19 protein-coding genes and 1 rRNA gene are annotated in these 24,706 nt (G+C 45.5%); 9 read left to right on the top strand and 11 right to left on the bottom strand.

The window, feature by feature from the left end:
- Positions 1-156: 156 nt before the first annotated feature.
- The 10 genes from ACQW03_RS11230 to rpmH form a co-directional block, all read right to left on the bottom strand.
- Positions 157-999 (bottom strand): ParB/RepB/Spo0J family partition protein, encoded by an 843-nt coding sequence (locus ACQW03_RS11230; RefSeq protein ID WP_013312809.1) that lies wholly within the window; start codon positions 997-999, stop codon positions 157-159.
- Positions 992-1,753, bottom strand: a complete 762-nt coding sequence (locus ACQW03_RS11225; RefSeq protein WP_013312810.1) for a ParA family protein — start codon at positions 1,751-1,753, stop codon at positions 992-994. The genes ACQW03_RS11230 and ACQW03_RS11225 overlap by 8 nt, the downstream gene beginning before the upstream one ends.
- 186 nt (positions 1,754-1,939) lie before the next feature.
- Positions 1,940-2,758 (bottom strand): nucleoid occlusion protein, encoded by an 819-nt coding sequence (gene noc, locus ACQW03_RS11220; RefSeq protein WP_013312811.1) that lies wholly within the window; start codon positions 2,756-2,758, stop codon positions 1,940-1,942.
- 431 nt (positions 2,759-3,189) lie between these two features.
- Positions 3,190-3,912: a 16S rRNA (guanine(527)-N(7))-methyltransferase RsmG gene (gene rsmG / locus ACQW03_RS11215; protein WP_250273621.1), complete on the bottom strand. Its 723-nt coding sequence runs from the start codon at positions 3,910-3,912 to the stop codon at positions 3,190-3,192.
- The gene (gene mnmG, locus ACQW03_RS11210) at positions 3,912-5,801 is read right to left on the bottom strand and encodes a tRNA uridine-5-carboxymethylaminomethyl(34) synthesis enzyme MnmG (protein WP_104497447.1); all 1,890 of its coding nucleotides are present in this window, start codon (positions 5,799-5,801) and stop codon (positions 3,912-3,914) included. The genes rsmG and mnmG overlap by 1 nt, the downstream gene beginning before the upstream one ends.
- Before the next feature lie 95 nt (positions 5,802-5,896).
- Complete coding sequence (gene mnmE / locus ACQW03_RS11205; RefSeq protein WP_220030522.1) at positions 5,897-7,273, bottom strand: tRNA uridine-5-carboxymethylaminomethyl(34) synthesis GTPase MnmE; 1,377 nt, start codon at positions 7,271-7,273, stop codon at positions 5,897-5,899.
- Between the two features lie 128 nt (positions 7,274-7,401).
- Positions 7,402-8,163, bottom strand: a complete 762-nt coding sequence (gene jag, locus ACQW03_RS11200; RefSeq protein WP_025718873.1) for an RNA-binding cell elongation regulator Jag/EloR — start codon at positions 8,161-8,163, stop codon at positions 7,402-7,404.
- On the bottom strand, positions 8,160-9,026 hold the full coding sequence (locus tag ACQW03_RS11195; RefSeq protein WP_013312816.1) for a YidC/Oxa1 family membrane protein insertase: 867 nt from the start codon (positions 9,024-9,026) through the stop codon (positions 8,160-8,162). The genes jag and ACQW03_RS11195 overlap by 4 nt, the downstream gene beginning before the upstream one ends.
- 71 nt (positions 9,027-9,097) lie before the next feature.
- Positions 9,098-9,448 carry a ribonuclease P protein component gene (gene rnpA, locus ACQW03_RS11190; protein ID WP_013312817.1) on the bottom strand — a complete coding sequence of 117 codons (351 nt, stop codon included), beginning with the start codon at positions 9,446-9,448 and terminating at the stop codon, positions 9,098-9,100.
- Positions 9,449-9,711: 263 nt separating this feature from the next.
- The gene (rpmH, locus tag ACQW03_RS11185) at positions 9,712-9,846 is read right to left on the bottom strand and encodes a 50S ribosomal protein L34 (protein WP_007433250.1); all 135 of its coding nucleotides are present in this window, start codon (positions 9,844-9,846) and stop codon (positions 9,712-9,714) included.
- Positions 9,847-10,916: 1,070 nt separating this feature from the next.
- On the opposite strand from rpmH, the gene dnaA reads away from it, so the two are divergent.
- The 6 genes from dnaA (at position 10,917) to gyrB (ending at position 17,237) form a co-directional block, all read left to right on the top strand.
- Positions 10,917-12,263 (top strand): chromosomal replication initiator protein DnaA, encoded by a 1,347-nt coding sequence (gene dnaA, locus ACQW03_RS11180; protein WP_023986414.1) that lies wholly within the window; start codon positions 10,917-10,919, stop codon positions 12,261-12,263.
- Between the two features lie 186 nt (positions 12,264-12,449).
- Entirely contained in the window at positions 12,450-13,592 is a 1,143-nt protein-coding gene (gene dnaN / locus ACQW03_RS11175; RefSeq protein ID WP_441949698.1) for a DNA polymerase III subunit beta, read from the top strand.
- A gap of 47 nt (positions 13,593-13,639) precedes the next feature.
- Entirely contained in the window at positions 13,640-13,858 is a 219-nt protein-coding gene (gene yaaA / locus ACQW03_RS11170) for a S4 domain-containing protein YaaA (RefSeq protein WP_023986416.1), read from the top strand.
- A 54-nt stretch (positions 13,859-13,912) separates the two neighbouring features.
- A complete protein-coding gene (recF, locus tag ACQW03_RS11165) occupies positions 13,913-15,028 on the top strand; it encodes a DNA replication/repair protein RecF (protein ID WP_013308098.1) in 1,116 nt (371 codons plus the stop codon).
- 16 nt (positions 15,029-15,044) lie between these two features.
- Positions 15,045-15,296, top strand: a complete 252-nt coding sequence (gene remB / locus ACQW03_RS11160) for an extracellular matrix regulator RemB (protein ID WP_007433255.1) — start codon at positions 15,045-15,047, stop codon at positions 15,294-15,296.
- 30 nt (positions 15,297-15,326) lie between these two features.
- Positions 15,327-17,237, top strand: coding sequence for a DNA topoisomerase (ATP-hydrolyzing) subunit B (gene gyrB, locus ACQW03_RS11155; RefSeq protein WP_013308100.1), 1,911 nt, complete (start codon positions 15,327-15,329; stop codon positions 17,235-17,237).
- 141 nt (positions 17,238-17,378) lie between these two features.
- On the opposite strand, the gene ACQW03_RS11150 is transcribed toward gyrB, so the two are convergent.
- Positions 17,379-18,206, bottom strand: a complete 828-nt coding sequence (locus ACQW03_RS11150; RefSeq protein ID WP_071638999.1) for a YheC/YheD family protein — start codon at positions 18,204-18,206, stop codon at positions 17,379-17,381.
- A 466-nt stretch (positions 18,207-18,672) separates the two neighbouring features.
- Here ACQW03_RS11150 and gyrA point away from each other — a divergent pair, with 466 nt between their 5' ends.
- From gyrA to ACQW03_RS11135, 3 genes are all read left to right on the top strand, one after another.
- Positions 18,673-21,234, top strand: coding sequence for a DNA gyrase subunit A (gene gyrA / locus ACQW03_RS11145; RefSeq protein ID WP_441949694.1), 2,562 nt, complete (start codon positions 18,673-18,675; stop codon positions 21,232-21,234).
- A gap of 215 nt (positions 21,235-21,449) precedes the next feature.
- A complete protein-coding gene (locus ACQW03_RS11140; protein WP_071639000.1) occupies positions 21,450-22,538 on the top strand; it encodes an HD-GYP domain-containing protein in 1,089 nt (362 codons plus the stop codon).
- 319 nt (positions 22,539-22,857) lie between these two features.
- A 16S ribosomal RNA gene (locus ACQW03_RS11135) occupies positions 22,858-24,413 on the top strand.
- The last annotated feature ends 293 nt before the right edge of the window (positions 24,414-24,706 follow it).

Here is a 24,706-nt window from a genome sequence, read left to right as displayed (position 1 = left end):
ATACTTATATTTTATACGTTTGAGAACAGCGAAACAAATAACACAAGGCTATTAGTTTATCCATCAAAACCATTCTAATTCCTGCAATTCCAGACAAAGCAAAGACATATCTCACTTTCCATTTTGCTCAAGGAGACATGTCCATATTTCAACAAACTACTGTAATAGCTCCAGTAATCTTTCCAAATCCTGCTGGCTGTAATAATTCAATTCAATTTTGCCTTTATCCTTATTGTGCTTGATCTTCACAGTTGTTTTAAAGCGTTCACGCAGGGACTCTTCCATATGGTCAATATAGGGGTCCTTTTTTCGTACCTTTGTTTTGGCTTTCGCCTCACCAGGCTTATGATCCAACTGCTGTACAGCTTCCTCCAGTTCGCGAACACTCCACTGCTGTTCAATACATTGCTGTGCTAACTGTTTCACCATGTCTGGATCTTTGAGCCCAACAATAGCTCTGGCATGTCCCATAGACAATGTTCCACGTGAAACATGATCTTTAACTTCTTCAGGCAATGCGAGCAAGCGAAGGAAATTGGCAATATGAGAACGTGATTTTCCCACTTTCATGGACAACTCTTCCTGAGTTAAAGAAAACTGATCCATTAATCCCTGATAAGCTACTGCCACTTCCATTGCATTCAAATTCTCACGCTGTAAATTCTCAATCAGGGCAATCTCCATCACCTGCTGATCCGTAAAATTGCGAACAACTACAGGTATAGTCGGATTCCCACAAAATTGAGAAGCCCGAAAACGTCTTTCCCCGGCTATGATTTCATATCCTCGCAATACACTACGTGCAATAATAGGTTGGATAACACCGTGCTGACGAATGGATTCGGCTAATTCCTTAATGGACTCTTCATCAAACGTTTTTCGAGGTTGGTACGGATTCGCACGCAACTGGCTGAGCGGAATGTCAACAACCTTATCCTCTTCATTGACTGTAAGGGAGGGAATGAGTGCATCAAGTCCTTTTCCCAACCGTTTACTCATAAGATACCACTTCCTTTGCCAACTCAATATATACCTCTGCCCCACGGGAACGGGGATCATACGTAATAATGGACTGGCCATGTGATGGTGCTTCGCTGAGTCTCACATTGCGTGGAATAATCGTCTGATAAACCTTGCTTTGAAAATACTTTTTCACTTCTTCAATCACCTGAATACCCAAGTTCGTGCGGGCATCAAACATGGTTAACAACACACCTTCAATTTGCAATGAGGTGTTCAGATGTTTTTGCACTAATCGCACGGTATTCAACAATTGACTTAATCCTTCCAATGCGTAATATTCACACTGGATTGGAATAATGACTGAATCGGAAGCCGTCAATGAATTAAGCGTCAAAATACCTAGAGATGGCGGGCAATCAATTAATATATAATCATAATTATGCTTAACGAGTTGAAGCGATCTTTTTAATCTCAATTCGCGAGAAATGGTCGGCACCAGTTCAATTTCCGCGCCTGCTAACTGAATGGTTGCCGGAATAATATCTAATCCCTCAACCTGTGTACTCATAATAGCTTCGCTAGGATCAACCTCGTTAATAAGTACATCATAAATGCAATTTGCCACATCCGCCTTATTGATACCCACACCGCTGGTTGTATTACCTTGCGGGTCGATATCCACGAGCAATACCCTTTTGCCGAGGGAAGCAAGTCCGGCGCCCAAATTAACGGAAGTAGTTGTTTTGCCTACTCCGCCCTTTTGATTGGCTACGGCTATTATTTTTGACACTTCATTCACCTCATAATTTAATCGGAATCCTGCTACACTCCATAACTACAAAACGCTCTATGGAGACGTTACTTAGTCCTTAACTTACGGATAACGGCAATTTCAGAATAGAATTGAGTATGCTGCGGTTTTATTCGGCGTTAGACAGAAAAAGCGGCAATTGCTGCCGCCTGTACGCTTCATCCCTTACTTACGTTTGGGAATTTGAATGACAATCTCATAGTGATCCTCATGATCAGATTCCTTGGTTTTGATATCCAAGCCTGAGCCAGACACCATATCAATGGATTGACGTATCGTATTCAGCGCAAGTCGGACATCCTTGGTAAAGGAAATCCGCTTCGATTTCTTATTCGTGGATACTTGTTTATAAAAGGCAACTCGTGCCTCTGTCTGTTTCACATTGAGTTCCTTGGCAATGACTTCATCTAAAACCTTGTACTGTAGTTCTTCGGTCTCTAATGACAATAATGCACGAGCATGACGCTCGGACACCTTCCGTTCCATTAGAGCCTCTTTCACTCTCTCCGGCAGATGAAGCAGCCGTATCTTGTTAGCAATAGTGGATTGGCTTTTACCAAGTCGTTGAGCGAGGCTTTCCTGGGTGAGCTGATGTAGGTCAATCAGCTTTTGGTAAGCAACAGCCTCTTCAATCGCAGTTAACCCTTCCCGTTGAAGATTCTCAATCAACGCGATGGATGCAGCTTGTGAATCATTAAACTCACGAACAATGGCTGGAATAGTTTCCATACCCAGCTTGGTGACAGCTCTCCAACGACGTTCCCCTGCTATAATCTCATATTGTCCATTACGGAAACGAACGACAATCGGTTGAATTACACCATGCGTCTTAATGGTCTGGCATAGCTCATCAATCTTCTCGTCGTCAAATATGGTACGGGGCTGATAAGGACTGCTGACAATATCCCGAACTGGAATTTGTTTTATTTCGTCCCCAGTAGATCGCTCCGTCAAACCAAATAGCTTGGAAAATTGTTCTTTCATTCCGTATAATACCACCTAATTTCATAATAGCACCATACTAACAGCGCTTCGTGAAAAACAGTTCCTTACGCGGATCGTAGACCCTTTTATATGAAACAGCGCCGTAAGCGGGTACACTCCACGTACTCCCCTGACATTTGTTGTCCCACTCCCCTATATGTATATCTGAATTCATGGGTACAGGAGCAGTCAACTTACATTAAAACGATTATCTCTATTCTATCACTTTTCCAGCCATAATCCTATCGTCTCTACCAGCTTTTCGGAAGGATCAGAGAATAAATTATGCATCTTCTTTGGTAACTATCATCCATCTTCCTCCCCAAATGTAAACAAGAACGCATGATAGCTAAGAGTCTTTTATGTAAAGAGTCTATCAGCCATAAAAAAAGTGAATGTTTCACGTGAAACATTCACTTTCTTTCAAACATTTACACTAACGGCGCCTTCAAAGGAGTACCCGGCTTACGTGGATATTTTCGTGGTGTAGCCGCTCTTTTCTCAATAATAATCATATGTCTGGCTGCATCTTCAACAGGTAGCTGGAAGGCCTGAACATGTTTGATTTTTCCCTTTAGCTCTTTCAAGCTGTAGGAAGCTTCCTTAATTTCCTCTGTAGGATCACTGCCCTTCATCGCGGCAAAGTGTCCTCCTTCACGGACAAACGGCAAACAAAATTCATTCAGTACCGCGAGGCGGGCAACCGCTCTGGCTGTCACTAGATCATAGCTATCGCGGTATCCTGGTTTACGCCCCAATTCCTCTGCCCTGCTATGAACCAGTTCAACATTTTCCAAACCCAACTGTTCTACCACATGTGCCAAGAATTGTATACGTTTGTTCAACGAGTCTACAATAGTCAACTGAATCTGCGGAAAGCAGATTTTCAAAGGAATGCCCGGAAAACCCGCACCTGACCCAATATCAGCCAGGCTTCCCACATCATTTAACGGAACATAAAAGGCCAGGGAAAGAGAATCATAAAAATGCTTGGTGTACACTGCATCGCGCTCAGTAATACCCGTCAGGTTCATTTTTTCATTCCACTCAACTAGCACACGGTAATATGTTTCAAACTGTTCTAACTGACTGTCATTAATCACAATACTATGCTCTGCCAGCCGCTGCTTAAATTGCTGTTGTATCGCGTCCATTATGATCCCCTTGCTGCCGTTACGCGGTTATAATGCTCCAGATAAACCAGCAAAATGGAAATATCTGCAGGAGTTACACCCGAAATACGGGATGCTTGGCCAATCGACATCGGACGGATCTTTTCAAGTTTCTGCTTGGCTTCAATGGCCAGTCCTTGAACTTCACTGTATACAATATCCTCTGGGAGCTTCTTCTTCTCCATCTTTTGCAGACGCTCAACATGCATCAATTGCTTTTCAATGTAGCCCGCATACTTAATTTGGATTTCCACCTGCTCCTGTTCTTCCTCAGTAAGAGCTATAGGTGAAGGCGAGATTTGTGCTACTTGCGCATAACTGATCTCTGGTCGACGCAGCACCGTTAACAAATTACTTCCATCCTGTATTGGTGCAGATCCGCCTTGCTCCAGCATCTCATTTATATCAACCGGACGAACCTTCGCCAAGCGTAAACGTTCAATCTCTTGCTCTACCTTTTGCTTTTTATCCAAAAAGCGCTCGTATCGTTCATCCGTAATTAGACCAATATCATGCCCGATCGGAGTCAATCGCAGGTCCGCGTTATCATGACGCAACAACAGACGGTATTCTGCACGCGACGTCAGCAAGCGATAAGGCTCATTCGTACCCTTCGTCACCAGATCGTCGATCAGAACCCCAATGTAGCCTTGCGAACGGTCCAATACTACAGGCTCTTTGCCCTGCACCTTGCGAGCTGCATTAATCCCTGCCATAATCCCTTGACCCGCAGCTTCTTCGTAACCGGAGGTACCGTTAATCTGACCTGCTGTGAACAAGCCTGGGACTTTCTTCGTTTCCAAAGTAGGCCATAACTGCGTAGGTACCATTGCGTCATATTCGATAGCATAACCATTGCGCATCATCTCCACCTTTTCCATCCCCGGAATCGAACGCAGCACAGCTAATTGCACATCCTCTGGCAAGCTGGTCGACAAGCCCTGAACATAGTATTCAGATGTGTTTTTACCTTCAGGCTCCAAAAAGATTTGGTGCTTAGGCTTATCACTGAAACGTACCACCTTATCTTCAATGGATGGGCAATAACGTGGTCCCGTTCCTTCAATCAGACCAGAGAACATGGGCGCACGGTGCAAATTATCATTAATAATCTGATGTGTTTCTACTGAAGTATATGTCAGCCAGCAAGGAAGCTGTTCATTATCTGAAGACTTCGTTTCATAGGAAAAGAACTTCGGTTGATCATCACCCGGTTGTATTTCCGTTTTGCTAAAATCAATCGTGTCCTTATGCACACGTGGCGGCGTTCCTGTCTTAAATCGAACCAGATCAAAACCCAGCTCTCTCAAATGCTCAGACAATCTCAACGAAGGCTGTTGATTGTTCGGACCACTCTCATACATCAGCTCGCCCATAATGATTTTTCCGCGCAGATAAGTGCCTGTGGTCAGGACAACTGCTTTACTTCGATACTCTGTGCCCGTCTTCGTAATTACACCTACGCAATGACCGTCTTCCATAATCAGCTCTTCAACCATACCTTGGCGTAATGTCAGATTCGGTTCCTTTTCCATCGTTTCCTTCATCGCATGCTGATAAGAGAACTTGTCTGCTTGTGCACGCAATGCATGAACCGCGGGACCTTTACCAGTATTCAACATTCTCATTTGGATAAACGTCTTATCGATATTCCGACCCATTTCGCCGCCCAGTGCATCAATTTCTCGCACCACATGCCCTTTTGCAGGACCGCCAATAGACGGGTTGCAGGGCATGAACGCGACCATATCCAGGTTAATTGTGATCATCAACGTGCGGCAGCCCATCCGCGCTGCTGCCAAGGCTGATTCTACGCCCGCATGGCCCGCGCCTACGACAATTACGTCATAGTCGCCTCCTTGGTAACCCATACCTTTCTTACCTCCTTATACATTCCGGTCTTCACGCCGAATATGCTCTTGTATATATAACGATAGCAGGCTTATATCAGCCATGCTTGAAAGTTCTATTTGCCCAGACAAAATTGTGAAAATATTTGATCTATTAGCGCATCATGCGCAGTATCGCCTACAATCTCACCCAAATGCTCCCATGCCAGCCTTACATCAATCTGGATCATGTCGATAGGAACAAATTGATCAGCGGCTTCATAGGCATCTACCAGCGATTGGCGCGCCTTCTTCAACAAAGCAATATGCCGTACGTTGCTGACATATGTCATATCCGCTGATTCCAGCTTGCCGCTAAAGAATAAATTCGATATAGCCTGCTCCAGTCGGTCCGCTCCCTCATTTTCCTTCACAGACATCGGTACGATAAGCTCTTCGGGAACATAACGCAGCAACAAATCCCGGTCTACTTGGGCCGGTAAGTCCATTTTATTCATAATGACAATCGCTTGTCTACCGCGGATTTGTTCCATTAATGCCATTTCATCCTCATGCAGTGGTTCGTTGGCGTTAATGACGATGAGCAGTAGGTCCGCTTCAGTAACCGCCGTTCTCGAACGTTCTACTCCGATCCGCTCCACTACGTCTATCGTTTCACGAATCCCAGCTGTATCCAGCAACTTGAGCGGAATACTATTAATCGTCACATATTCCTCAATAACGTCACGGGTTGTACCCGGAATATCGGTCACAATTGCCCGCTCGCCCTGAGCCAATGTGTTCAGCAGTGACGATTTGCCCACATTTGGCCTTCCAACAATCGCTGTGGTCAGCCCTTCACGTAAAATCTTTCCCTGCTCCGCCGTATGCAGCAGCCGATCAATTTCCGTCATAACCTGACTGCTTTTATCCTTGATTAAATCAGATGTAAAAGATTCAACATCATGCTCAGGATAATCAATGTTCACTTCAATATGAGCAAGTGTCTCCACCAAAACATGACGCAAGCGACGAATATTCTGGGACAGTTGTCCATCCACCTGCTTCAAAGCCACCGAAAAAGCTTTATCTGATTTCGAGCGAATCAAGTCAATGACACCCTCCGCCTGACTCAGGTCAATACGACCATTCAAAAAAGCACGTTTCGTAAATTCACCGGGCTCAGCCAGACGTATATTTTGCAGCAATAGTAAATCCATCACCCGTTTAACGGCTACGACCCCGCCATGAGTGCTGATTTCTACGACATCTTCTGTCGTAAAAGAGCGTGGCGCCCGCATCACTGTAACTAAAACTTCCTCCACCTTTTCCTGGCTTTGAGGATCTATTATATGTCCATAATGTACCGTGTGAGTTGGAGCCTTGCTTAGAGGCGTTTTACTACGGAACAAAGCCTCCACTTCCGTGACCGCTTCTGGACCGCTGATCCGTACAACTGCAATGCCGCCCTCGCCGACAGCCGTTGCAATGGCAGCTATAGTATCGCTCAGCATAAAGTTTCTACCTCCTATCAAGTAGAAACGACATTGCCGTCCTTCATCAAGGACGGCAGCCGTTTCAGCGAGAAATATAAGAAAAAAAGCAATGGCTTCTGCATCTTGCAGAGAGCCATTGCGTCGGATTATTTTTTAGCAATGACGACGCGCCGATTGGGCTCGTCCCCCTTGCTGTATGTTCTAACCAGCGCATGCTGTTGGAGCTTGGCGTGAATCAGCTTCCGCTCCTGTGACGGCATTGGCTCCAGTACCACTTCCTTGCCATAACGAATAGCCTGGTTTGCCAACCGATCTGCCAAATCCTCCAGCGTTTTTTGCCGACGTGCACGAAATTGCTCGGCATCCAGCACAATTCGGATGAATTTGTCAGAATGACGGTTGGCAACGATATTCGTCAGGTACTGTAATGCATCCAATGTCTGTCCTCTGCGGCCGATCAACATACCGAGTGACGGACCGGAGATATCCAGTGTACTTTCATCCTTGCGGTGGCGGACATCAACTTTAACGTCCAATCCCATTCCTGCTGCTGTTTCACGAATGAAACGCACCGCCTCTTCATAAGGATCTATATGTCCCGAGGGTGCTTCCATGTTCATCTGTGCTTCCTGTGCAACAGGCCCAGTTTCTTCAGATAAAGCCTGTCCCACGCTAGAAGGTGCTTGAGCCGATACATGAGGTTCAGCCGCGTGTGTGGTTTCAGGAGACGGCTCAGAGAGCAGCGTAAGCTCCACCTTCGCCTTCTTGACCCCGAGCCACCCCAGGAATCCTTTTGACGGCTGTTCCAACACGCTTACGGTTACCCGTTCACGGCTTACTCCCAGCTGGGAGAGTCCTTGTCTTACAGCATCTTCAACGGTTTTTCCTGATGTCACGACTTTGGTCATCTCGACTTTTTAGCCCCCTTCGTGTTTTTGCCACCTTTTTTCTTACTATTGGAGGAACCTGTTTTCGCAAGACTGGCTGTTTTCACATTCGCCAGTGCTGCTTCTTTATCCTTATTCCGATAAAGGAAATAGTTTTGAATGATCGTGTAAATATTACTGTAGAACCAGTACAACGGCAAAGCGGATGGGAAGTTGTACGACATAAACAGAATCAGCACCGGATAGACGTACAGCAAAAATTGCATCGGTCCCTGCTGCGGCGTCGGATTCATTTTCATCATCATCCAGGTTTGGACAAATGTCGTAATCGCTGCCAAAATCGGCAGGATAAACAAGTGATCCGGTTTACCTAACTGGAGCCACAAGAAGTCATGATCCCGCAATGCCGAGTTATAATAAATGGCATTATAAAGCGCGATGAAAATTGGCATCTGTACTACCAAAGGAAGACAGCCAGCCATCGGGTTGACCTTATTTTCCTGGAACAACTTCATCGTCTCTTGCTGGACTTTTTCAGGCGTATCCTTGTACTTCGCTTGAATTTCTTTTAATTGCGGCTGAATGGCCTGCATAGCTTTGGAACTACGTACTTGCTTGAGTGTAAGCGGCAAAATAATGGTTCGCACGATAATCACCAGAATCAGTACGGCCAGGCCATACTCTCCAGAAAACCATTGGGCAAATGTATCTAACGCATACGAAAACCAGTAAACGACATATCTTTGCCAAAACGATCCATTGGCCAAGTCTGCCGTCGTGTAAGAATTGTGGGCCGTCTGAGCACATCCGGACAGCACAGCAACAAGTGCCAATAAGGCAATCAGGAGGAACCATTTTCCCCGTTGAGTCTTCAAACGCGACACTTCATAACCCCTTTCTTAACCAATCCATTCCAACGTAAATCATACCATATCCTGTAGGACAAAGATACTGACTATCGGCGTGAAGACTTGAGCAGCGAGGCTTTGCGTAGAACGTGCAGCACGCTTTTCTCCAGCTCTTGATACGACATTGTAACCGCACCCTTACGAACGATAAAAATCAGGTCAATCTGCTCCACCAATTCATGCTCATGATGGCGCACAATTTCCTTAACGATTCTGCGCATCCGGTTGCGAACTACTGCATTGCCGATCTTCTTGCTGGCCGAAATTCCGACGCGGAACTGCTCTACCTCTCTGCGGCGGAACCAGTACACCACAAACTGATGGTTGGCAAAAGATTTGCCATGGCGGTATACGCGCCCAAAGTCCGCCCGGTTTCGTAGACGCAATTTTTTTTGCACGGCGCTTCTCCTTGCTCATCTCATTTACACATGTCGGTAAGCTAACCTTTACCTTTTATATAGTAAGAAGTATGGACAACATTCCAACATGGTAATCTCGCTTATTTTATATCCGTTTTCAAAAGCTTCATCTAATATAGGACAGGATGCTGGACTTCCCCCTCTTCTTTCACTACATTTTTACAACAATAAAAGAAGGAATCCGATCCCTGAATACCTCAATTATGAAAAAAAAGACCACCGTAGTGGTCTTTATGCACGCATTACGCACTCAATACTTTTCTACCTTTTTGGCGACGAGCTGCCAAAACTTTACGGCCATTCTTCGTGCTCATTCTTTTACGGAAGCCGTGAACTTTTTTACGTTTGCTGACATTCGGTCTGAAAGTCGGTCTCATTGTGCTGCACCTCCTTACAAGGAATACGTTTTATATGGAATATACCTAACGTAGCAATCTCCACAAAAAACACCTTTGTACATTTAACCACAAATAGCGGCCAAAGTCAATGTACTTGTGAATCCTCTCCCTCTTTTTGCATTCAGGAAGCCTCCCCCCCTCCCCCCGCTCACTCACTTCACTCTTTTATTCCCTTACTTCATAAAATTTCTTTCACTTCTCCTCCATCATCAGCATTCTATTTGTCGTTTTCGCTCCTCCAAAAACTGTTTTTTACATTTATTCATTCTATAACTTGAATCCATCCTATTTTCATATCGACGTTATCAGGTTCGTTCAAAAATAATGTCGGAAACGTTACCGGAAATTTTCAACAGAAAAATAAGCCTCTGTGACCAAAAGGCAACGGCTGTTATGCACAGATCCACAAAAAGAACTGAATTGTGATTTAATTGGTCATAACCTGTGCATAACATTTTAGAGTAAAAAAGAGTTATTGTCGAAAACTGAACAAATTATAAACAATATCTTGTGTTGTGAATAAAAATTGTACACAACAGATTGAATTTGTGGATAAATAACCACGAGTCATTGAAATACAAGGCTTCTTTTGCTATGATGATATTACTTTTGAATGTGAATATGTTGTTTTACCCTCCATATTATCAACACCCTGTGGATAAAGTTGTGAACAAGTTCAATTTATCCATCTTTTTATTTTTGTGCGGATTCGGGATTCTGGGGATATATTCTACATTTTTCATTTGATTTCGACATATTGCAGTCCCGTTTTGGCCTGCGGGATCAAGAGAACGGATCGTGCCGCACATTCCCTCCTGAGAAATATCGCCTTTCTTCTGCTGATCAGCAGCGGAATTTCCATTAGCTATTTTTCAGGGTCATTTTGTGCTGCGTTCTCTCACCACACTGCCGCATGATTTAGGCGGCGGTATGTCTTTTTATGGCCTTCAACAACATTTTTGGGATTTTAGGCGTTTTGCCGAAGCGCCGAGAGCAGCTCTCTGCAGCTTAATTCGGTAAAATGTCAGGATTTAAAAGGAGTGACGTCTGTGGACAGCCATACCTCTGAACTATGGCAGCAAATTCTATCCATCATACAAACCAAGCTGAGTAAGCCGAGTTATGACACTTGGTTTAAGGCTACCAAGGCAGCGAAACTAAATGACCACTCCATTGTGATTTCTGCACCGACAACTTTTGCCGTGGAATGGCTTGAAAGCCGCTATACCAAGCTAGTCGGAGCAACCGTTTATGAAATTTTGGGCAAACAACTAGAGGTCAAGTTCGTTATTGAAGAGAACAAGCCCGCTGAGGTCGACCTTCAGCAACAACCTCAGCAGCAGCCGGTCGTTCATGAAGAAGCTGTGTCCCATATGCTGAATCCCAAATATACATTCGATACATTCGTCATCGGATCGGGGAACCGTTTTGCCCATGCGGCATCGCTGGCCGTCGCCGAGGCGCCGGCAAAAGCTTACAATCCGCTGTTTTTATACGGTGGTGTGGGGCTGGGGAAAACGCATCTGATGCACGCTATCGGACACTATATTTTGGAGCACAATCCGACCAGCAAGGTCGTTTATTTATCGTCGGAGAAGTTTACGAATGAATTCATTAATGCCATCCGGGACAACCGCGGGGAAAGTTTCCGGAATAAATATCGCAACATTGATATTTTGCTCATTGATGATATTCAATTCATTGCGGGCAAGGAATCGACGCAGGAGGAATTTTTCCACACGTTCAATGCGCTTCATGAGGAACGCAAGCAGATTATAATCTCAAGCGATCGGCCGCCTAAAGAAATTCCAACGCTGGAAGAACGGCTGCGCTCTCGCTTCGAGTGGGGACTTATTACGGATATTCAACCGCCAGATCTGGAGACGAGAATTGCTATTCTTCGGAAAAAGGCGCGGGCGGAAAACCTGGATATTCCTAATGAGGCCATGATGTATATCGCTAATCAAATTGATACAAACATCCGTGAGCTGGAAGGGGCGCTTATTCGCGTTGTCGCTTATTCCTCCTTAACCAATCAGGATGTCACAAGTCATCTCGCAGCTGAGGCGTTGAAAGATATTATCCCGTCCAGTCGTCCAAAAATGATCACGATTCAGGATATACAGCATCAAGTCGGGGAATTTTACAATCTACGGTTGGAGGATTTTAAAGCGCGTAAGCGGACAAAGGCTGTAGCTTTTCCACGACAGATTGCCATGTACCTGTCTCGTGAGCTAACCGACTATTCTTTGCCAAAAATCGGCGAAGCTTTCGGTGGGCGTGATCATACGACTGTCATTCATGCGCACGAAAAAATCTCCAAATCCATTCAAGTGGATCAGGATCTGTTTAAAGTTATCAACAGCCTAATAGAAAAAATCAAAAATCCAACCTGAATAAGTTCAGAGCCTATACACAATTTATACACATGTGGATAGGCTTGATTTTATTAGGGTTACAGTGACTTATCCACATATTCAGTGCGCCTATTACTATTACTAATATATTTTAAAGATATACATCACCTAAATAAGGCCCGCGTCAACGCGTGCTTGAAGGATTAAAACCCGTAGGAGGAACTTATGAAGATCAGCATTCTGAAAAACGTTTTGAACGAGGCTATACAACATGTATCCAAAGCGATATCAAGTCGGACTACGATTCCAATTCTGAGTGGTATTAAGCTGGATGTGAATCACCAAGGAGTAACGCTGACCGCCAGCGATACAGACATCTCCATTCAATCCTTTATTCCGATGGAGGATGGTGACCAAACTGTTGTTCAGGTCGAACAACCCGGCAGTGTGGTACTGCCTGCCAAATTCTTTGTCGAAATTATCAAAAAGTTGCCGTCGCAGGAGATCCATATGGAGGTAAAAGACCAATTTCAAACCTTTATCTCGTCTGGTGCAACTGAAATTCAGATTGTTGGCTTGGATCCTGAAGAATTCCCGGTACTTCCCAACATTGAAGAAAATCAAGTCATCTCTGTACCAGGAGATTTACTCAAAAATATGATTAAACAGACGGTATTCTCCATCTCCACCCACGAAACGACACCGATTTTAACTGGCGTGTTGTGGAATCTGGCTGAGGGTGAATTGAAGTTTGTGGCAACGGACCGCCACCGCCTTGCCACCCGTAGCGCTCATCTGGAGACGTCTGAAGGCTTGCGTTTTAGCAATGTTGTCATTGCGGGCAAAACGCTGAATGAGCTGAGCAGAATTATTCCAGATCAAAATATGCTTGTGGATATCGTAGTAGCGGACAATCAGGTATTATTCAAAGTAGATCGGGTGCTATTTTATTCCCGCATCTTGGACGGCACCTATCCTGATACTTCTAGAATTATTCCGACCTCCTACAAAACAGAACTGATTGTGGATACAAAAAGTTTAAGTGAGTCAATTGACCGTGCTTATTTGCTGTCCCGTGAGGAAAAAACGAATATTGTAAAAATGCAGTCGCTGGAAAATTGCGGTTTGGAGATTTCCTCTAGTTCCTCTGAGCTTGGCAAAGTGCGTGAGGAAGTAACTGTGTCCAAATTTGAGGGAGAGCCGCTCAAAATTTCGTTCAACTCTAAATACATGCTCGACGTGCTGAAGGTGATTGACAGCGAGCAGCTGACGATTGCTTTTACCGGCATTATGAGCCCTATTATTTTAAAACCGGCAGATTCCAGCAATGCGCTGTATATCATCCTGCCATATCGCACAACCAACTGACGTTTAGCGTTAACCCACCCGAGGACAAGCGAAAGGATGAACAAGCCTTGAAACAGATATCTATACAAACCGAATACATTAAGCTCGATCAATTTTTAAAATTAGCCGATTGTGTATCCACAGGAGGCATGGCTAAAGCCCTGCTGCAAGAGGGACAAGTCCGTGTTAATGGTGAACCGGAAGAACGTCGTGGAAGAAAACTGTACCCGGGTGATACCGTAGAAGTAGAGGACAACGGAAGTTTCGAAGTTACAGCAGGAGCATGATCGCCTGGGTGGCAAGGACTCCTTTTAGGCACGGAGTAACAAGGGGGACCCTATGTGTTTGTGAACAACATTGTTTTGCAGCAGTACCGGAACTATGAACAGCTGGAGCTGAATGAATTTGGGCCCGTTAATTTGCTGATCGGACAAAATGCGCAGGGCAAAACGAATCTGGTAGAGGCGATTTTTGTACTGGCTTTAACCAAAAGTCATCGAACGTCCCGCGACAAGGAGTTAATCTCTTTCGGGGCTACTTCCACTCACCTAGCTGCGGATGTGGATAAAAAATACGGGAAAATCAGACTGGATCTCGCGTTATCCACACAAGGTAAAAAAGCAAAGATCAACGGACTGGAGCAGCGCAAACTGAGCGATTTTATCGGTTCGTTAAATGTGGTCATGTTTGCACCTGAGGATCTGGAAATTGTGAAAGGAACACCGGGGGTTCGCCGCCGGTTTCTTGACATGGAAATCGGACAGGTTGCGCCAGGATATCTGTATCATTTGCAGCAATATCAGAAAGTATTGGTTCAGCGAAACAACCTGCTCAAGCAAGCTTGGGGTAAGGATATGGCGTCAGTGCAGCTGATGCTGGAGGTATGGAATGAGCAACTTGTTGAGCATGGTGTTAAAATTGTTAAAAAGCGGAAACAATTTATAACAAAGCTACAAAAGTGGGCTCAGGCCATTCATGAAGGGATCGCAGGTGGGACAGAAGAGTTAAAATTAACCTATGTTCCCTCCTTCAGTGAGCCAGAGGAAGAAGATGAAGCTGTCTTATTGGAGCGATTTATGATAAAGTTATCCCAAATGAGGGAACAGGAAATCCGCCGTGGCATGACTTTGGCGGGACCCCATCGTGACGATTTGGCCTTTGCCATTAACGGCAGAGAAGTGCATACGTATGGCTCTCAGGGGCAGCAGCGGACGACGGCCCTGTCCTTGAAGTTGGCCGAAATAGAGTTAATTCATGAGGAAATTGGTGAATATCCTGTCTTGCTGCTGGATGATGTTTTGTCCGAGCTGGACCCCTATCGTCAGACCCAGCTGATCGAGACTTTCCAAAGCAAGGTACAGACCTTTATCACGGCAACCGGGGTTGAGACTTTGAACGCAGAACGACTCAAGGATGCCAATATTTATCACGTCCACGACGGGCATGTGGAACACTAAGGAGTGAGTGACCGCTATGTATATTCATCTGGGTGGAGAAAAAATCATCCGCTCGTCAGAGCTTGTGGCTATTTTCGATATCTCGATTGAAAAATCCTCTAAAATCTCCAAGCAATACGTGAACCACGCCCAACAGCAAAAGCATGTCGAGATGATTGGCGAAGAGGAAGCCAAGTCCATCGTAGTGACTCAGAATACGGTGTATTATTCCCCCATCTCCTCAACAACACTCAAAAAGCGGGCAAACCAGTTTGTTGCCAATGCTTAACCATAGAATCTATAGAAGTAGGTGAAAGGCATGTCTATGAATCAACCGTCTTATGATGCGGGCGAGATTCAGGTCCTCGAGGGCCTGGAAGCGGTTCGGAAACGTCCCGGGATGTATATTGGCTCCACGAGCGCCAAAGGTCTCCATCATCTGGTCTGGGAAGTTGTGGACAACAGCATTGACGAAGCGCTGGCGGGTTATTGTGACAGCATTCAAGTTGTGGTTCACGAAGATAACAGCGTTACCGTTACAGATAACGGACGCGGTATTCCGGTAAGCGAACACGCCAAAATGAAAAAATCTGCGCTGGAAGTCGTTATGACTGTACTTCACGCAGGTGGTAAATTCGGAGGCGGAGGGTACAAGGTATCCGGTGGTCTGCACGGGGTTGGTGTATCGGTAGTGAACGCTCTCTCCAGCAAAATGATCGTTCATGTTAAACGGGACGGACATCTGTATGAGCAGGAATACCACCGTGGTGCTCCGCAGTATGATGTCAGAGTCATCGGGGATACAGACGAGACGGGTACCCAAACGACCTTCTATCCGGACGATCAAATCTTTACAGAAACGACCGTATATGATTATGATACGCTCCAAACGCGGATTCGTGAGTTGGCTTTCCTGAACAAAGGCATTGCAATCAGCTTGACTGATGAACGGACGGGAGCCAGTGATACATTCCATTACGAGGGCGGTATCAGTGAATATGTGCAATTCTTGAATCAAAAAAGAGAAGCGTTACATGAACAGCCGATTTATGTCGAAGGCTCGCGTGATATGATTCAAGTCGAAGTTGCTTTGCAATATAACGACAGCTATACCGAGAATATTTATTCTTTTGCTAACAACATCAATACCCATGAGGGCGGAACTCACGAATCAGGCTTCAAGAGTGCATTAACCCGGATCATTAACGATTATGCACGTAAAAATGGCTTGATTAAGGACAACAATGCCAACTTGACCGGTGATGATGTGCGTGAGGGATTGACGGCGATTATCTCCGTCAAAATTCCAGAACCACAGTTTGAGGGTCAGACCAAGACAAAGTTGGGGAACAGTGAGGTGCGAGGGATTGTCGAATCCCTATTCGCAGAGAAACTCCAGGAATTCCTAGAGGAAAATCCGTCTGTTTCCCGCCGTGTGGTTGACAAATCATTACAAGCAGCACGTGCCCGGGAAGCAGCGCGTAAAGCGCGTGAGCTTACACGTCGTAAAAGCGCGCTGGAAATCAGTTCGCTCCCAGGCAAGCTGGCGGATTGCTCCTCTAAGGATGCTTCGATTAGTGAACTGTACATTGTCGAAGGTGACTCAGCAGGGGGATCGGCTAAGCAGGGTCGTGATCGTCACTTTCAAGCTATTTTACCGATTCGCGGTAAAATCCTGAATGTCGAAAAGGCACGCTTGGACCGTATTTTGTCCAGTGATGAAATCCGGTCCATGGTAACAGCAATGGGTACAGGGATCGGAGACGACTTTGACATCGCCAAAGCCCGTTATCACAAGGTCATTATCATGACAGATGCGGATGTCGATGGTGCCCATATTCGTACGTTGTTGCTGACGTTCTTCTATCGGTACATGCGTAAAATCATTGATGCAGGCTATATTTATATTGCTCAGCCACCACTATTCAAAGTAGAGCGTAACAAAGTTGTACGTTATGCGAACTCCGAGGCGGAACGTGATGAGATCATCAGGGAATTTGGAGAAAACGCGAAGTACAATGTACAGCGCTATAAAGGTTTGGGTGAGATGAATGCGACCCAACTTTGGGAAACTACGATGGACCCTGAGAGTCGTACCATGCTTCAGGTAACTGTCAGTGACGCGATGCTGGCTGATACACTGTTCAATACCTTGATGGGTGATAATGTAGAACCTCGTCGTGACTTTATCCAAGAACATGCGAAGTACGTGAAAAATCTCGATTTTTAATGTGTGATGTTCTTTCCTAGTGGCTGTATTACGTGCTCATTAGGTAGTATTTTGTAGGAGTTCGCAAGGGGCGCCCAAATGGGCGTCCCTTTTCTTGTCATTAACCAGCCCGGGTGTATTTGAATATTTAATCTCATTGTTTTAGGCCTTTTTCTTAGAGCGTACGGCTTTACCCGTGGATGGAGAGTACCGTCCGTAGCCTACTGCATATCTGAATATTTTATGATAGAGGCTTTTGTTTGGAAGGGAAGAGAACACCTTGATTGCTGGTCTCGTATTAACCTCCAGAATCCACGGATAATTTTGCTGATCCAGTCCCACATCTAATCCTATTTCCCTTAAACGTGGGTATCTTTTTTGCAACTGCCAGGCTACCCGTTCGCCCATTTTTGATAATTTTTGCTCCAGTCGTACAGATTCCTTTACATCCATGTATGGAGCGACCAGCTCATTGAAAAAGCGTGTTGTCCCACCGCTGTGATGATTGGTGACGACTTTGTCAGGAGCAGCTACGCGTCCTACAATAAGCGTTGTTTCCCATTGGTGTCTCAAGTTCATCTGGGTTAATACCCTCAAATCGAAGGGGCGTGCTTCATGCTGAAGAAGTGGAATTCCACGCTGGATCAGATATGGACGTTTTCGTATGCGGGAAGAAATCACTCTATGCAGATCTTCTAGACTTTCGAAGGTGAAGGTATCTACTTCATAGCGAAGCACATACCAAGTTCTCTCTTCGATGATTCCTTCTTCTGTCGGCGGAAGCGGCTCTGTCAGCCTCTCTGCCCGCATAACCCCTTTTCCATAAGTACCGTTATCAGGCTTAATATAGACAGTACCATACACGGCCAACATTTCGTTCAAGTGATCAAATGTGTACAACCGTGTTTCCGGTACATAAGCGGCCAATGTCGGATTGGGGAGAATGGCATTTGTTTTGGTCCACTTACTGGATACTCGCTGAATAGACAAGTAATCTCATCCCTTTCTTTTCGAAATATGAGTCATGTACTTGGGATCCGCAACACTTTGACAAAACAAGGGAAACTAAAGGACAAGTGCGTAAAACAATGATATAATAGAGAAATACGGCGTTTTTCGGAATTTTGCTAAGTGAACCCTGACCGTATACGTATTGTATGTGGAAAAGGCCCTTAGGGTGGGGGCTAATCCCCAGCTCTGGGGAATTTGTTATAATCAGGGCTTGTGAGTTGTACAAGAGAATAGCGATCTGCTACAGGCAGAGAGAGAATGACGAGGGATTTACGCTGTAAAGAGGACAGATGCGTTTAATTGTGCTCTTTTTGTGAAAGTAATATAATTATACAGATGAGGATTTCAGCCAAAATCCTGCGCAGAGAGCGGAGTGTATAGGCAGTATCTTGTTAGGCTTTTCACATAGAGAGCATTGTATTGAAGGATAAGAAGGAGGACCAGCATGGCGGATCAAAATAACTCGCAAATCATCAATAGGGATATCGGAGTGGAAATGCGCGAATCCTTTATGGATTATGCCATGAGTATTATTGTTAGCCGTGCCTTGCCTGATGTGCGGGACGGATTGAAGCCGGTACACCGTCGTATTTTGTACGCGATGTCCGAGCTAGGCATGTCGCCAGATAAGCCTTACAAAAAATCGGCAAGAATCGTCGGCGAAGTTATCGGTAAATATCACCCTCATGGTGATACGGCTGTATATGATACGATGGTGCGGATGGCGCAGGATTTTTCTTTGCGTTATATGTTGGTGGATGGACACGGTAACTTTGGCTCCGTGGATGGAGATATGGCGGCTGCGATGCGTTACACCGAAGCACGGTTGTCCAAGATTGCCATGGAAATGCTACGTGATTTGAACAAAGAGACCGTTGATTTTATGCCGAACTATGATGGTGAAGAGAGCGAGCCCGTCGTATTACCTGCACGTTATCCTAACTTGCTGGTGAATGGCGTCGGCGGAATTGCAGTCGGAATGGCTACCAATATTCCTCCGCATAACTTGGGAGAGGTTATCGATGGTGTACAAGCATTGATCGAAAACCCCGACATTACGCCGATGGAACTTATGGATTATATTCAAGGGCCCGATTTCCCGACAGCAGGTTATATTTTGGGACGCTCTGGTATCCGTCAGGCGTATCAGACTGGCCGCGGATCTGTGACCATGCGTGCGAAGACCACCATAGAAGAGATTGGCAATAAAGCACGGATTATTGTGCATGAACTGCCTTACCAAGTGAATAAGGCTCGTCTGGTTGAGAAAATTGCCGAATTAGTACGTGACAAACGTATTGAAGGCATTACGGATCTTCGGGATGAATCGGACCGTACGGGTATGCGTGTCGTTATCGAGTTGCGTAGGGACGTGAACCCGAACGTCGTTCTGAATAATTTGTTTAAACATACGGCTATGCAGTCGAATTTCGGTATTAATATGCTTGCCATTGTAAACAACGAACCGAAGATTTTGAACCTGAAGGATGTCTTGTATCATTATCTCAAACATCAGGTCGAGGTTATTCGGCGCCGGACAGAATTTGATCTGAAAAAAGCCGAAGCTAGAGCACACATTCTGGAAGGCTTGCGCATTGCCCTTGATCATCTGGACGAAGTTATTGCTTTGATTCGTTCTTCCCAAACTGCAGAAGCAGCTCGTGAAGGACTGATTGAGCGTTTCTCGCTCACTCTTGAGCAGTCTCAGGCTATTCTCGATATGCGTCTGCAACGCTTAACCGGTTTGGAACGTGAGAAGATCGAGAACGAATATAACGAGCTAATACAAAAGATTGCGGAATACCGTGAGATTTTGGCGAACGAGCATCTGGTACTCAACATCATTAGCGAAGAGCTGAATGAACTTAAGGAACGTTTCGCTGATGACCGTCGCACTGAAATTACAGTGGGTGAAGAGAGTATTCTGGATGAGGATCTCATTCCGCGTGAAGATGTTATTATTACTGTAACCCATACGGGATATATCAAACGCCTTCCTGTTACTACCTATCGCAGTCAAAAACGCGGTGGTCGTGGTGTAGTGGGTATGGATACCAAAGATGAGGATTTCGTAGAGCATCTGTTCATTACGAATTCACATCATCATTTGTTATTCTTTACCGACAAGGGCAAGGTATATCGGATTAAGGCCTATGAGATTCCTGACCTTAGCCGGACAGCCCGGGGGACACCGATTATTAACCTGATTCAGATTGAACAGGGTGAGTCGATCAATGCGGTAATTCCAATCGAGGAATTTGTGGAGGATAGCTATCTATTCTTTGCGACCCAGCATGGAATCATAAAGAAGACACCACTTGATGACTATGCAAATATCCGCAAAGGTGGCTTGATTGCCATTAACTTGCGTGAAGATGACGCCCTGATCGAAGTGAAGCTGACCGACGGACAGCAGGAAATGATTATTGGTACAGCACAAGGCATGTCTATCCGTTTCCCTGAAAGTGATGTACGGTCTATGGGCCGTAGCGCTACAGGGGTTAAAGGGATCAACCTTGATGTGAGTGATGCTGTAATTGGTATGGACATCGTGGATACCAGCCTGGATATCCTGATTGTAACGTCCAAAGGTTATGGCAAGCGTACCCCTGTTGTGGATTATCGTATCCAAAGCCGTGGAGGTAAGGGGATCAAGACGATTAATGTTACGGATAAAAATGGTCCGGTTGTCGGTCTCAAGGTTGTAAAAACCGAAGAGGATCTGATGATCATTACAGCTAGTGGCACCTTGATTCGGACTAGCATGGGGGAAATCTCCACGATGGGTCGGAATACACAAGGGGTAAGGCTGATTAATATTCGCGATGATGATTCGGTTGCAACTGTTTGTCGAGCGAACAAGAATGAGGAGCAGGATGAACTGCTTGAAGAATTATTAGAGGGTGGGGAAGCTGGAGAGGGCTCATCTCTATCTTCTGTTGAACCAACTCTCGAAACGAATACAGAAGGTGCGGAAGGTAACCCAGAATCTTCTGAGGGCGAATAAGAGCCTGAATATGGAAACAACAGTAGTTATTAAATTTTAGATGGAAGAGACTCTCTGACTATTTGGTCGGGGAGTCCTTTTCTTTTTCTGGCTAACGAATTCAGACAAGTATGCTTTAAATGGCATAAAATGAATGTACAGGATCATTCCCAAGTAATATAATGACATCATAACTGGCAGCTGGAGCAGCTGTTGTGAGAACAGAGAGGTTGACCATGACAACTGTACCCGTATCGGAATTAAAAGCAGGACTTAGATTGCAAAGCGATGTATTTACAGAAATGGGCAGCTTGCTGCTACCGAAAGGGCGTATTCTGCTACCGCGTGACTTGGAGATTTTACAGGCGTTCCTGATCCAGCAAGTTGAGGTAGGGACGGATGATCTTACAAAATCCAGTAGCGAGTCTACGACTGTTCGATCTGGAACATCTGAATCGCAAGGACCTTCGTTAGATGGACGAGATGAATCTGAACAATTTCAGGATGAGTATGACAAAATGGTGATGCTCGTTAAGAATGCATTTCAATCGGTGCTCGTCTCTAATTTATCTATATATGAACTACGGGGACAATTGGAGTCCTTACTGGTGCACATTCAGCGCTATAATGTAATGACCTATACTCCGCCCGCCATGATCGAAGTGGACTATATATATCACAACGCCGTACTAACCTCCCTCACTTCCTACTCCATTGCACAATGGATCGGATTACCTCAAAAGGATTGGATGCAAGTGGCTTTTGCTGGATTGCTTCATGACATAGGGAACGCTAAAATGGACCCGGTCATTCTGTACAAGCCCTCCAAACTAACGTGGGAAGAGCAAGAAGAAATACGTCGCCATACATCACTGGGATACCAGTTGCTTAAAAATGTGAAAGCTATTAACGAAGGTGTGCGTTTGGCAGCTCTTCAGCATCATGAGAAAGTGGACGGTACTGGATATCCACTGCGTCTTAAAGGGGAACAAATCCACATCTACGCTAAAATCGTTGGAGTGGCTGATGTATTCCATGCTATGACTCTAGAGAAAACATACCGACCTGCCCAATCACCGTATCTGGTTCTAGAACAAATCAAGTCAGAATCATTTGGAAAGCTGGACCCAAGTGTCGTACAAGTTTTTATTCATAAGTTAACCCAATTCAATAATGGAACCAAGGTGCGCCTCAATGATAACCGTACAGGGGAAATTATTTTCGCTGATCGAGATCATCCGACTCGGCCGTTGATTCAAGTAGATGGGGAAATCATTAACTTAATGCTGCAAAGAGAGCTTTATATCGAGTGTATTGTTACTTAACTAAGTATTTTAAAAAAAGAGTTGCATAATGCAAGGGAAGTATGATATATTATTTCTTGTCGCTTCAAGTGTTATCAAGAAGAGCGAAAAACACTTTCGAAAAAAAGTGTTGACATAACTCTAGAAAATATGATACACTATAAAAGTTGCTGAGGGGTTGAGAGAAACGCCGAGGCGGACATTGAATGTTTGATCTTTGAAAACTGAACAACGAGTGAGTAAAACGATTTTGTTCGCAAAATCAAACAAGAGATATTTTTATCTCGTCAGTTTCAAAATGAGCTTATCGCTCTTTCTATAAACCAACTTCGTTTGGTCTTTAATGGAGAGTTTGATCCTGGCTCAGGACGAACGCTGGCGGCGTGCCTAATACATGCAAGTCGAGCGGGGTTAATTAGAAGCTTGCTTCTAATTAACCTAGCGGCGGACGGGTGAGTAACACGTAGGCAACCTGCCCACAAGACAGGGATAACTACCGGAAACGGTAGCTAATACCCGATACATCCTTTTTCTGCATGGGAGAAGGAGGAAAGACGGAGCAATCTGTCACTTGTGGATGGGCCTGCGGCGCATTAGCTAGTTGGTGGGGTAAAGGCCTACCAAGGCGACGATGCGTAGCCGACCTGAGAGGGTGATCGGCCACACTGGGACTGAGACACGGCCCAGACTCCTACGGGAGGCAGCAGTAGGGAATCTTCCGCAATGGGCGAAAGCCTGACGGAGCAACGCCGCGTGAGTGATGAAGGTTTTCGGATCGTAAAGCTCTGTTGCCAGGGAAGAACGTCTTGTAGAGTAACTGCTACAAGAGTGACGGTACCTGAGAAGAAAGCCCCGGCTAACTACGTGCCAGCAGCCGCGGTAATACGTAGGGGGCAAGCGTTGTCCGGAATTATTGGGCGTAAAGCGCGCGCAGGCGGCTCTTTAAGTCTGGTGTTTAATCCCGAGGCTCAACTTCGGGTCGCACTGGAAACTGGGGAGCTTGAGTGCAGAAGAGGAGAGTGGAATTCCACGTGTAGCGGTGAAATGCGTAGATATGTGGAGGAACACCAGTGGCGAAGGCGACTCTCTGGGCTGTAACTGACGCTGAGGCGCGAAAGCGTGGGGAGCAAACAGGATTAGATACCCTGGTAGTCCACGCCGTAAACGATGAATGCTAGGTGTTAGGGGTTTCGATACCCTTGGTGCCGAAGTTAACACATTAAGCATTCCGCCTGGGGAGTACGGTCGCAAGACTGAAACTCAAAGGAATTGACGGGGACCCGCACAAGCAGTGGAGTATGTGGTTTAATTCGAAGCAACGCGAAGAACCTTACCAGGTCTTGACATCCCTCTGACCGGTCTAGAGATAGACCTTTCCTTCGGGACAGAGGAGACAGGTGGTGCATGGTTGTCGTCAGCTCGTGTCGTGAGATGTTGGGTTAAGTCCCGCAACGAGCGCAACCCTTATGCTTAGTTGCCAGCAGGTCAAGCTGGGCACTCTAAGCAGACTGCCGGTGACAAACCGGAGGAAGGTGGGGATGACGTCAAATCATCATGCCCCTTATGACCTGGGCTACACACGTACTACAATGGCCGGTACAACGGGAAGCGAAATCGCGAGGTGGAGCCAATCCTAGAAAAGCCGGTCTCAGTTCGGATTGTAGGCTGCAACTCGCCTACATGAAGTCGGAATTGCTAGTAATCGCGGATCAGCATGCCGCGGTGAATACGTTCCCGGGTCTTGTACACACCGCCCGTCACACCACGAGAGTTTACAACACCCGAAGTCGGTGGGGTAACCCGCAAGGGAGCCAGCCGCCGAAGGTGGGGTAGATGATTGGGGTGAAGTCGTAACAAGGTAGCCGTATCGGAAGGTGCGGCTGGATCACCTCCTTTCTATGGAGAATCGTTTCCTGCAACGGAAACATTCAAATATGAAGCGTAAGCTTCAAAAACTACTCACTCGTTGCTCAGTTTTGAGAGCTCAAACTCTCAAGCTTCGACGAATGTTTCATTTACACATCCGTGTGGAACCGAAATATTCATCGGGTTTCGCTTCGATGAAGCGAATTGCACCTTGAAAACTGGATACCGAAACGAAATTGCGTTTTAGAATATTCCTTTAAGCTGATCTTGTGTAAACAAGTGAAATAAAGGTAGCTGCGTTGAATTTCATTCACACGTAAGTG

The sequence above is a fragment of the Paenibacillus sp. DRB1-1 genome (assembly GCF_052119485.1).
Taxonomy (GTDB): domain Bacteria; phylum Bacillota; class Bacilli; order Paenibacillales; family Paenibacillaceae; genus Paenibacillus; species Paenibacillus polymyxa_B.
This window is presented reverse-complemented; position numbering and strand designations above follow the sequence as displayed.

What these genes read in the sequence shown, in the direction of transcription:
- gyrA (WP_441949694.1), top strand. Translation starts at nt 18,673, where the DNA reads ATGGCGGATCAAAATAACTCGCAAATCATCAATAGGGATATCGGAGTG.
- gyrB (WP_013308100.1), top strand. Translation starts at nt 15,327, where the DNA reads ATGTCTATGAATCAACCGTCTTATGATGCGGGCGAGATTCAGGTCCTC.
- mnmG (WP_104497447.1), bottom strand. Translation starts at nt 5,801, where the DNA reads ATGGGTTACCAAGGAGGCGACTATGACGTAATTGTCGTAGGCGCGGGC.
- rsmG (WP_250273621.1), bottom strand. Translation starts at nt 3,912, where the DNA reads ATGGACGCGATACAACAGCAATTTAAGCAGCGGCTGGCAGAGCATAGT.
- remB (WP_007433255.1), top strand. Translation starts at nt 15,045, where the DNA reads ATGTATATTCATCTGGGTGGAGAAAAAATCATCCGCTCGTCAGAGCTT.
- noc (WP_013312811.1), bottom strand. Translation starts at nt 2,758, where the DNA reads ATGAAAGAACAATTTTCCAAGCTATTTGGTTTGACGGAGCGATCTACT.
- ACQW03_RS11230 (WP_013312809.1), bottom strand. Translation starts at nt 999, where the DNA reads ATGAGTAAACGGTTGGGAAAAGGACTTGATGCACTCATTCCCTCCCTT.
- dnaN (WP_441949698.1), top strand. Translation starts at nt 12,450, where the DNA reads ATGAAGATCAGCATTCTGAAAAACGTTTTGAACGAGGCTATACAACAT.
- mnmE (WP_220030522.1), bottom strand. Translation starts at nt 7,273, where the DNA reads ATGCTGAGCGATACTATAGCTGCCATTGCAACGGCTGTCGGCGAGGGC.
- rpmH (WP_007433250.1), bottom strand. Translation starts at nt 9,846, where the DNA reads ATGAGACCGACTTTCAGACCGAATGTCAGCAAACGTAAAAAAGTTCAC.
- jag (WP_025718873.1), bottom strand. Translation starts at nt 8,163, where the DNA reads ATGACCAAAGTCGTGACATCAGGAAAAACCGTTGAAGATGCTGTAAGA.
- ACQW03_RS11140 (WP_071639000.1), top strand. Translation starts at nt 21,450, where the DNA reads ATGACAACTGTACCCGTATCGGAATTAAAAGCAGGACTTAGATTGCAA.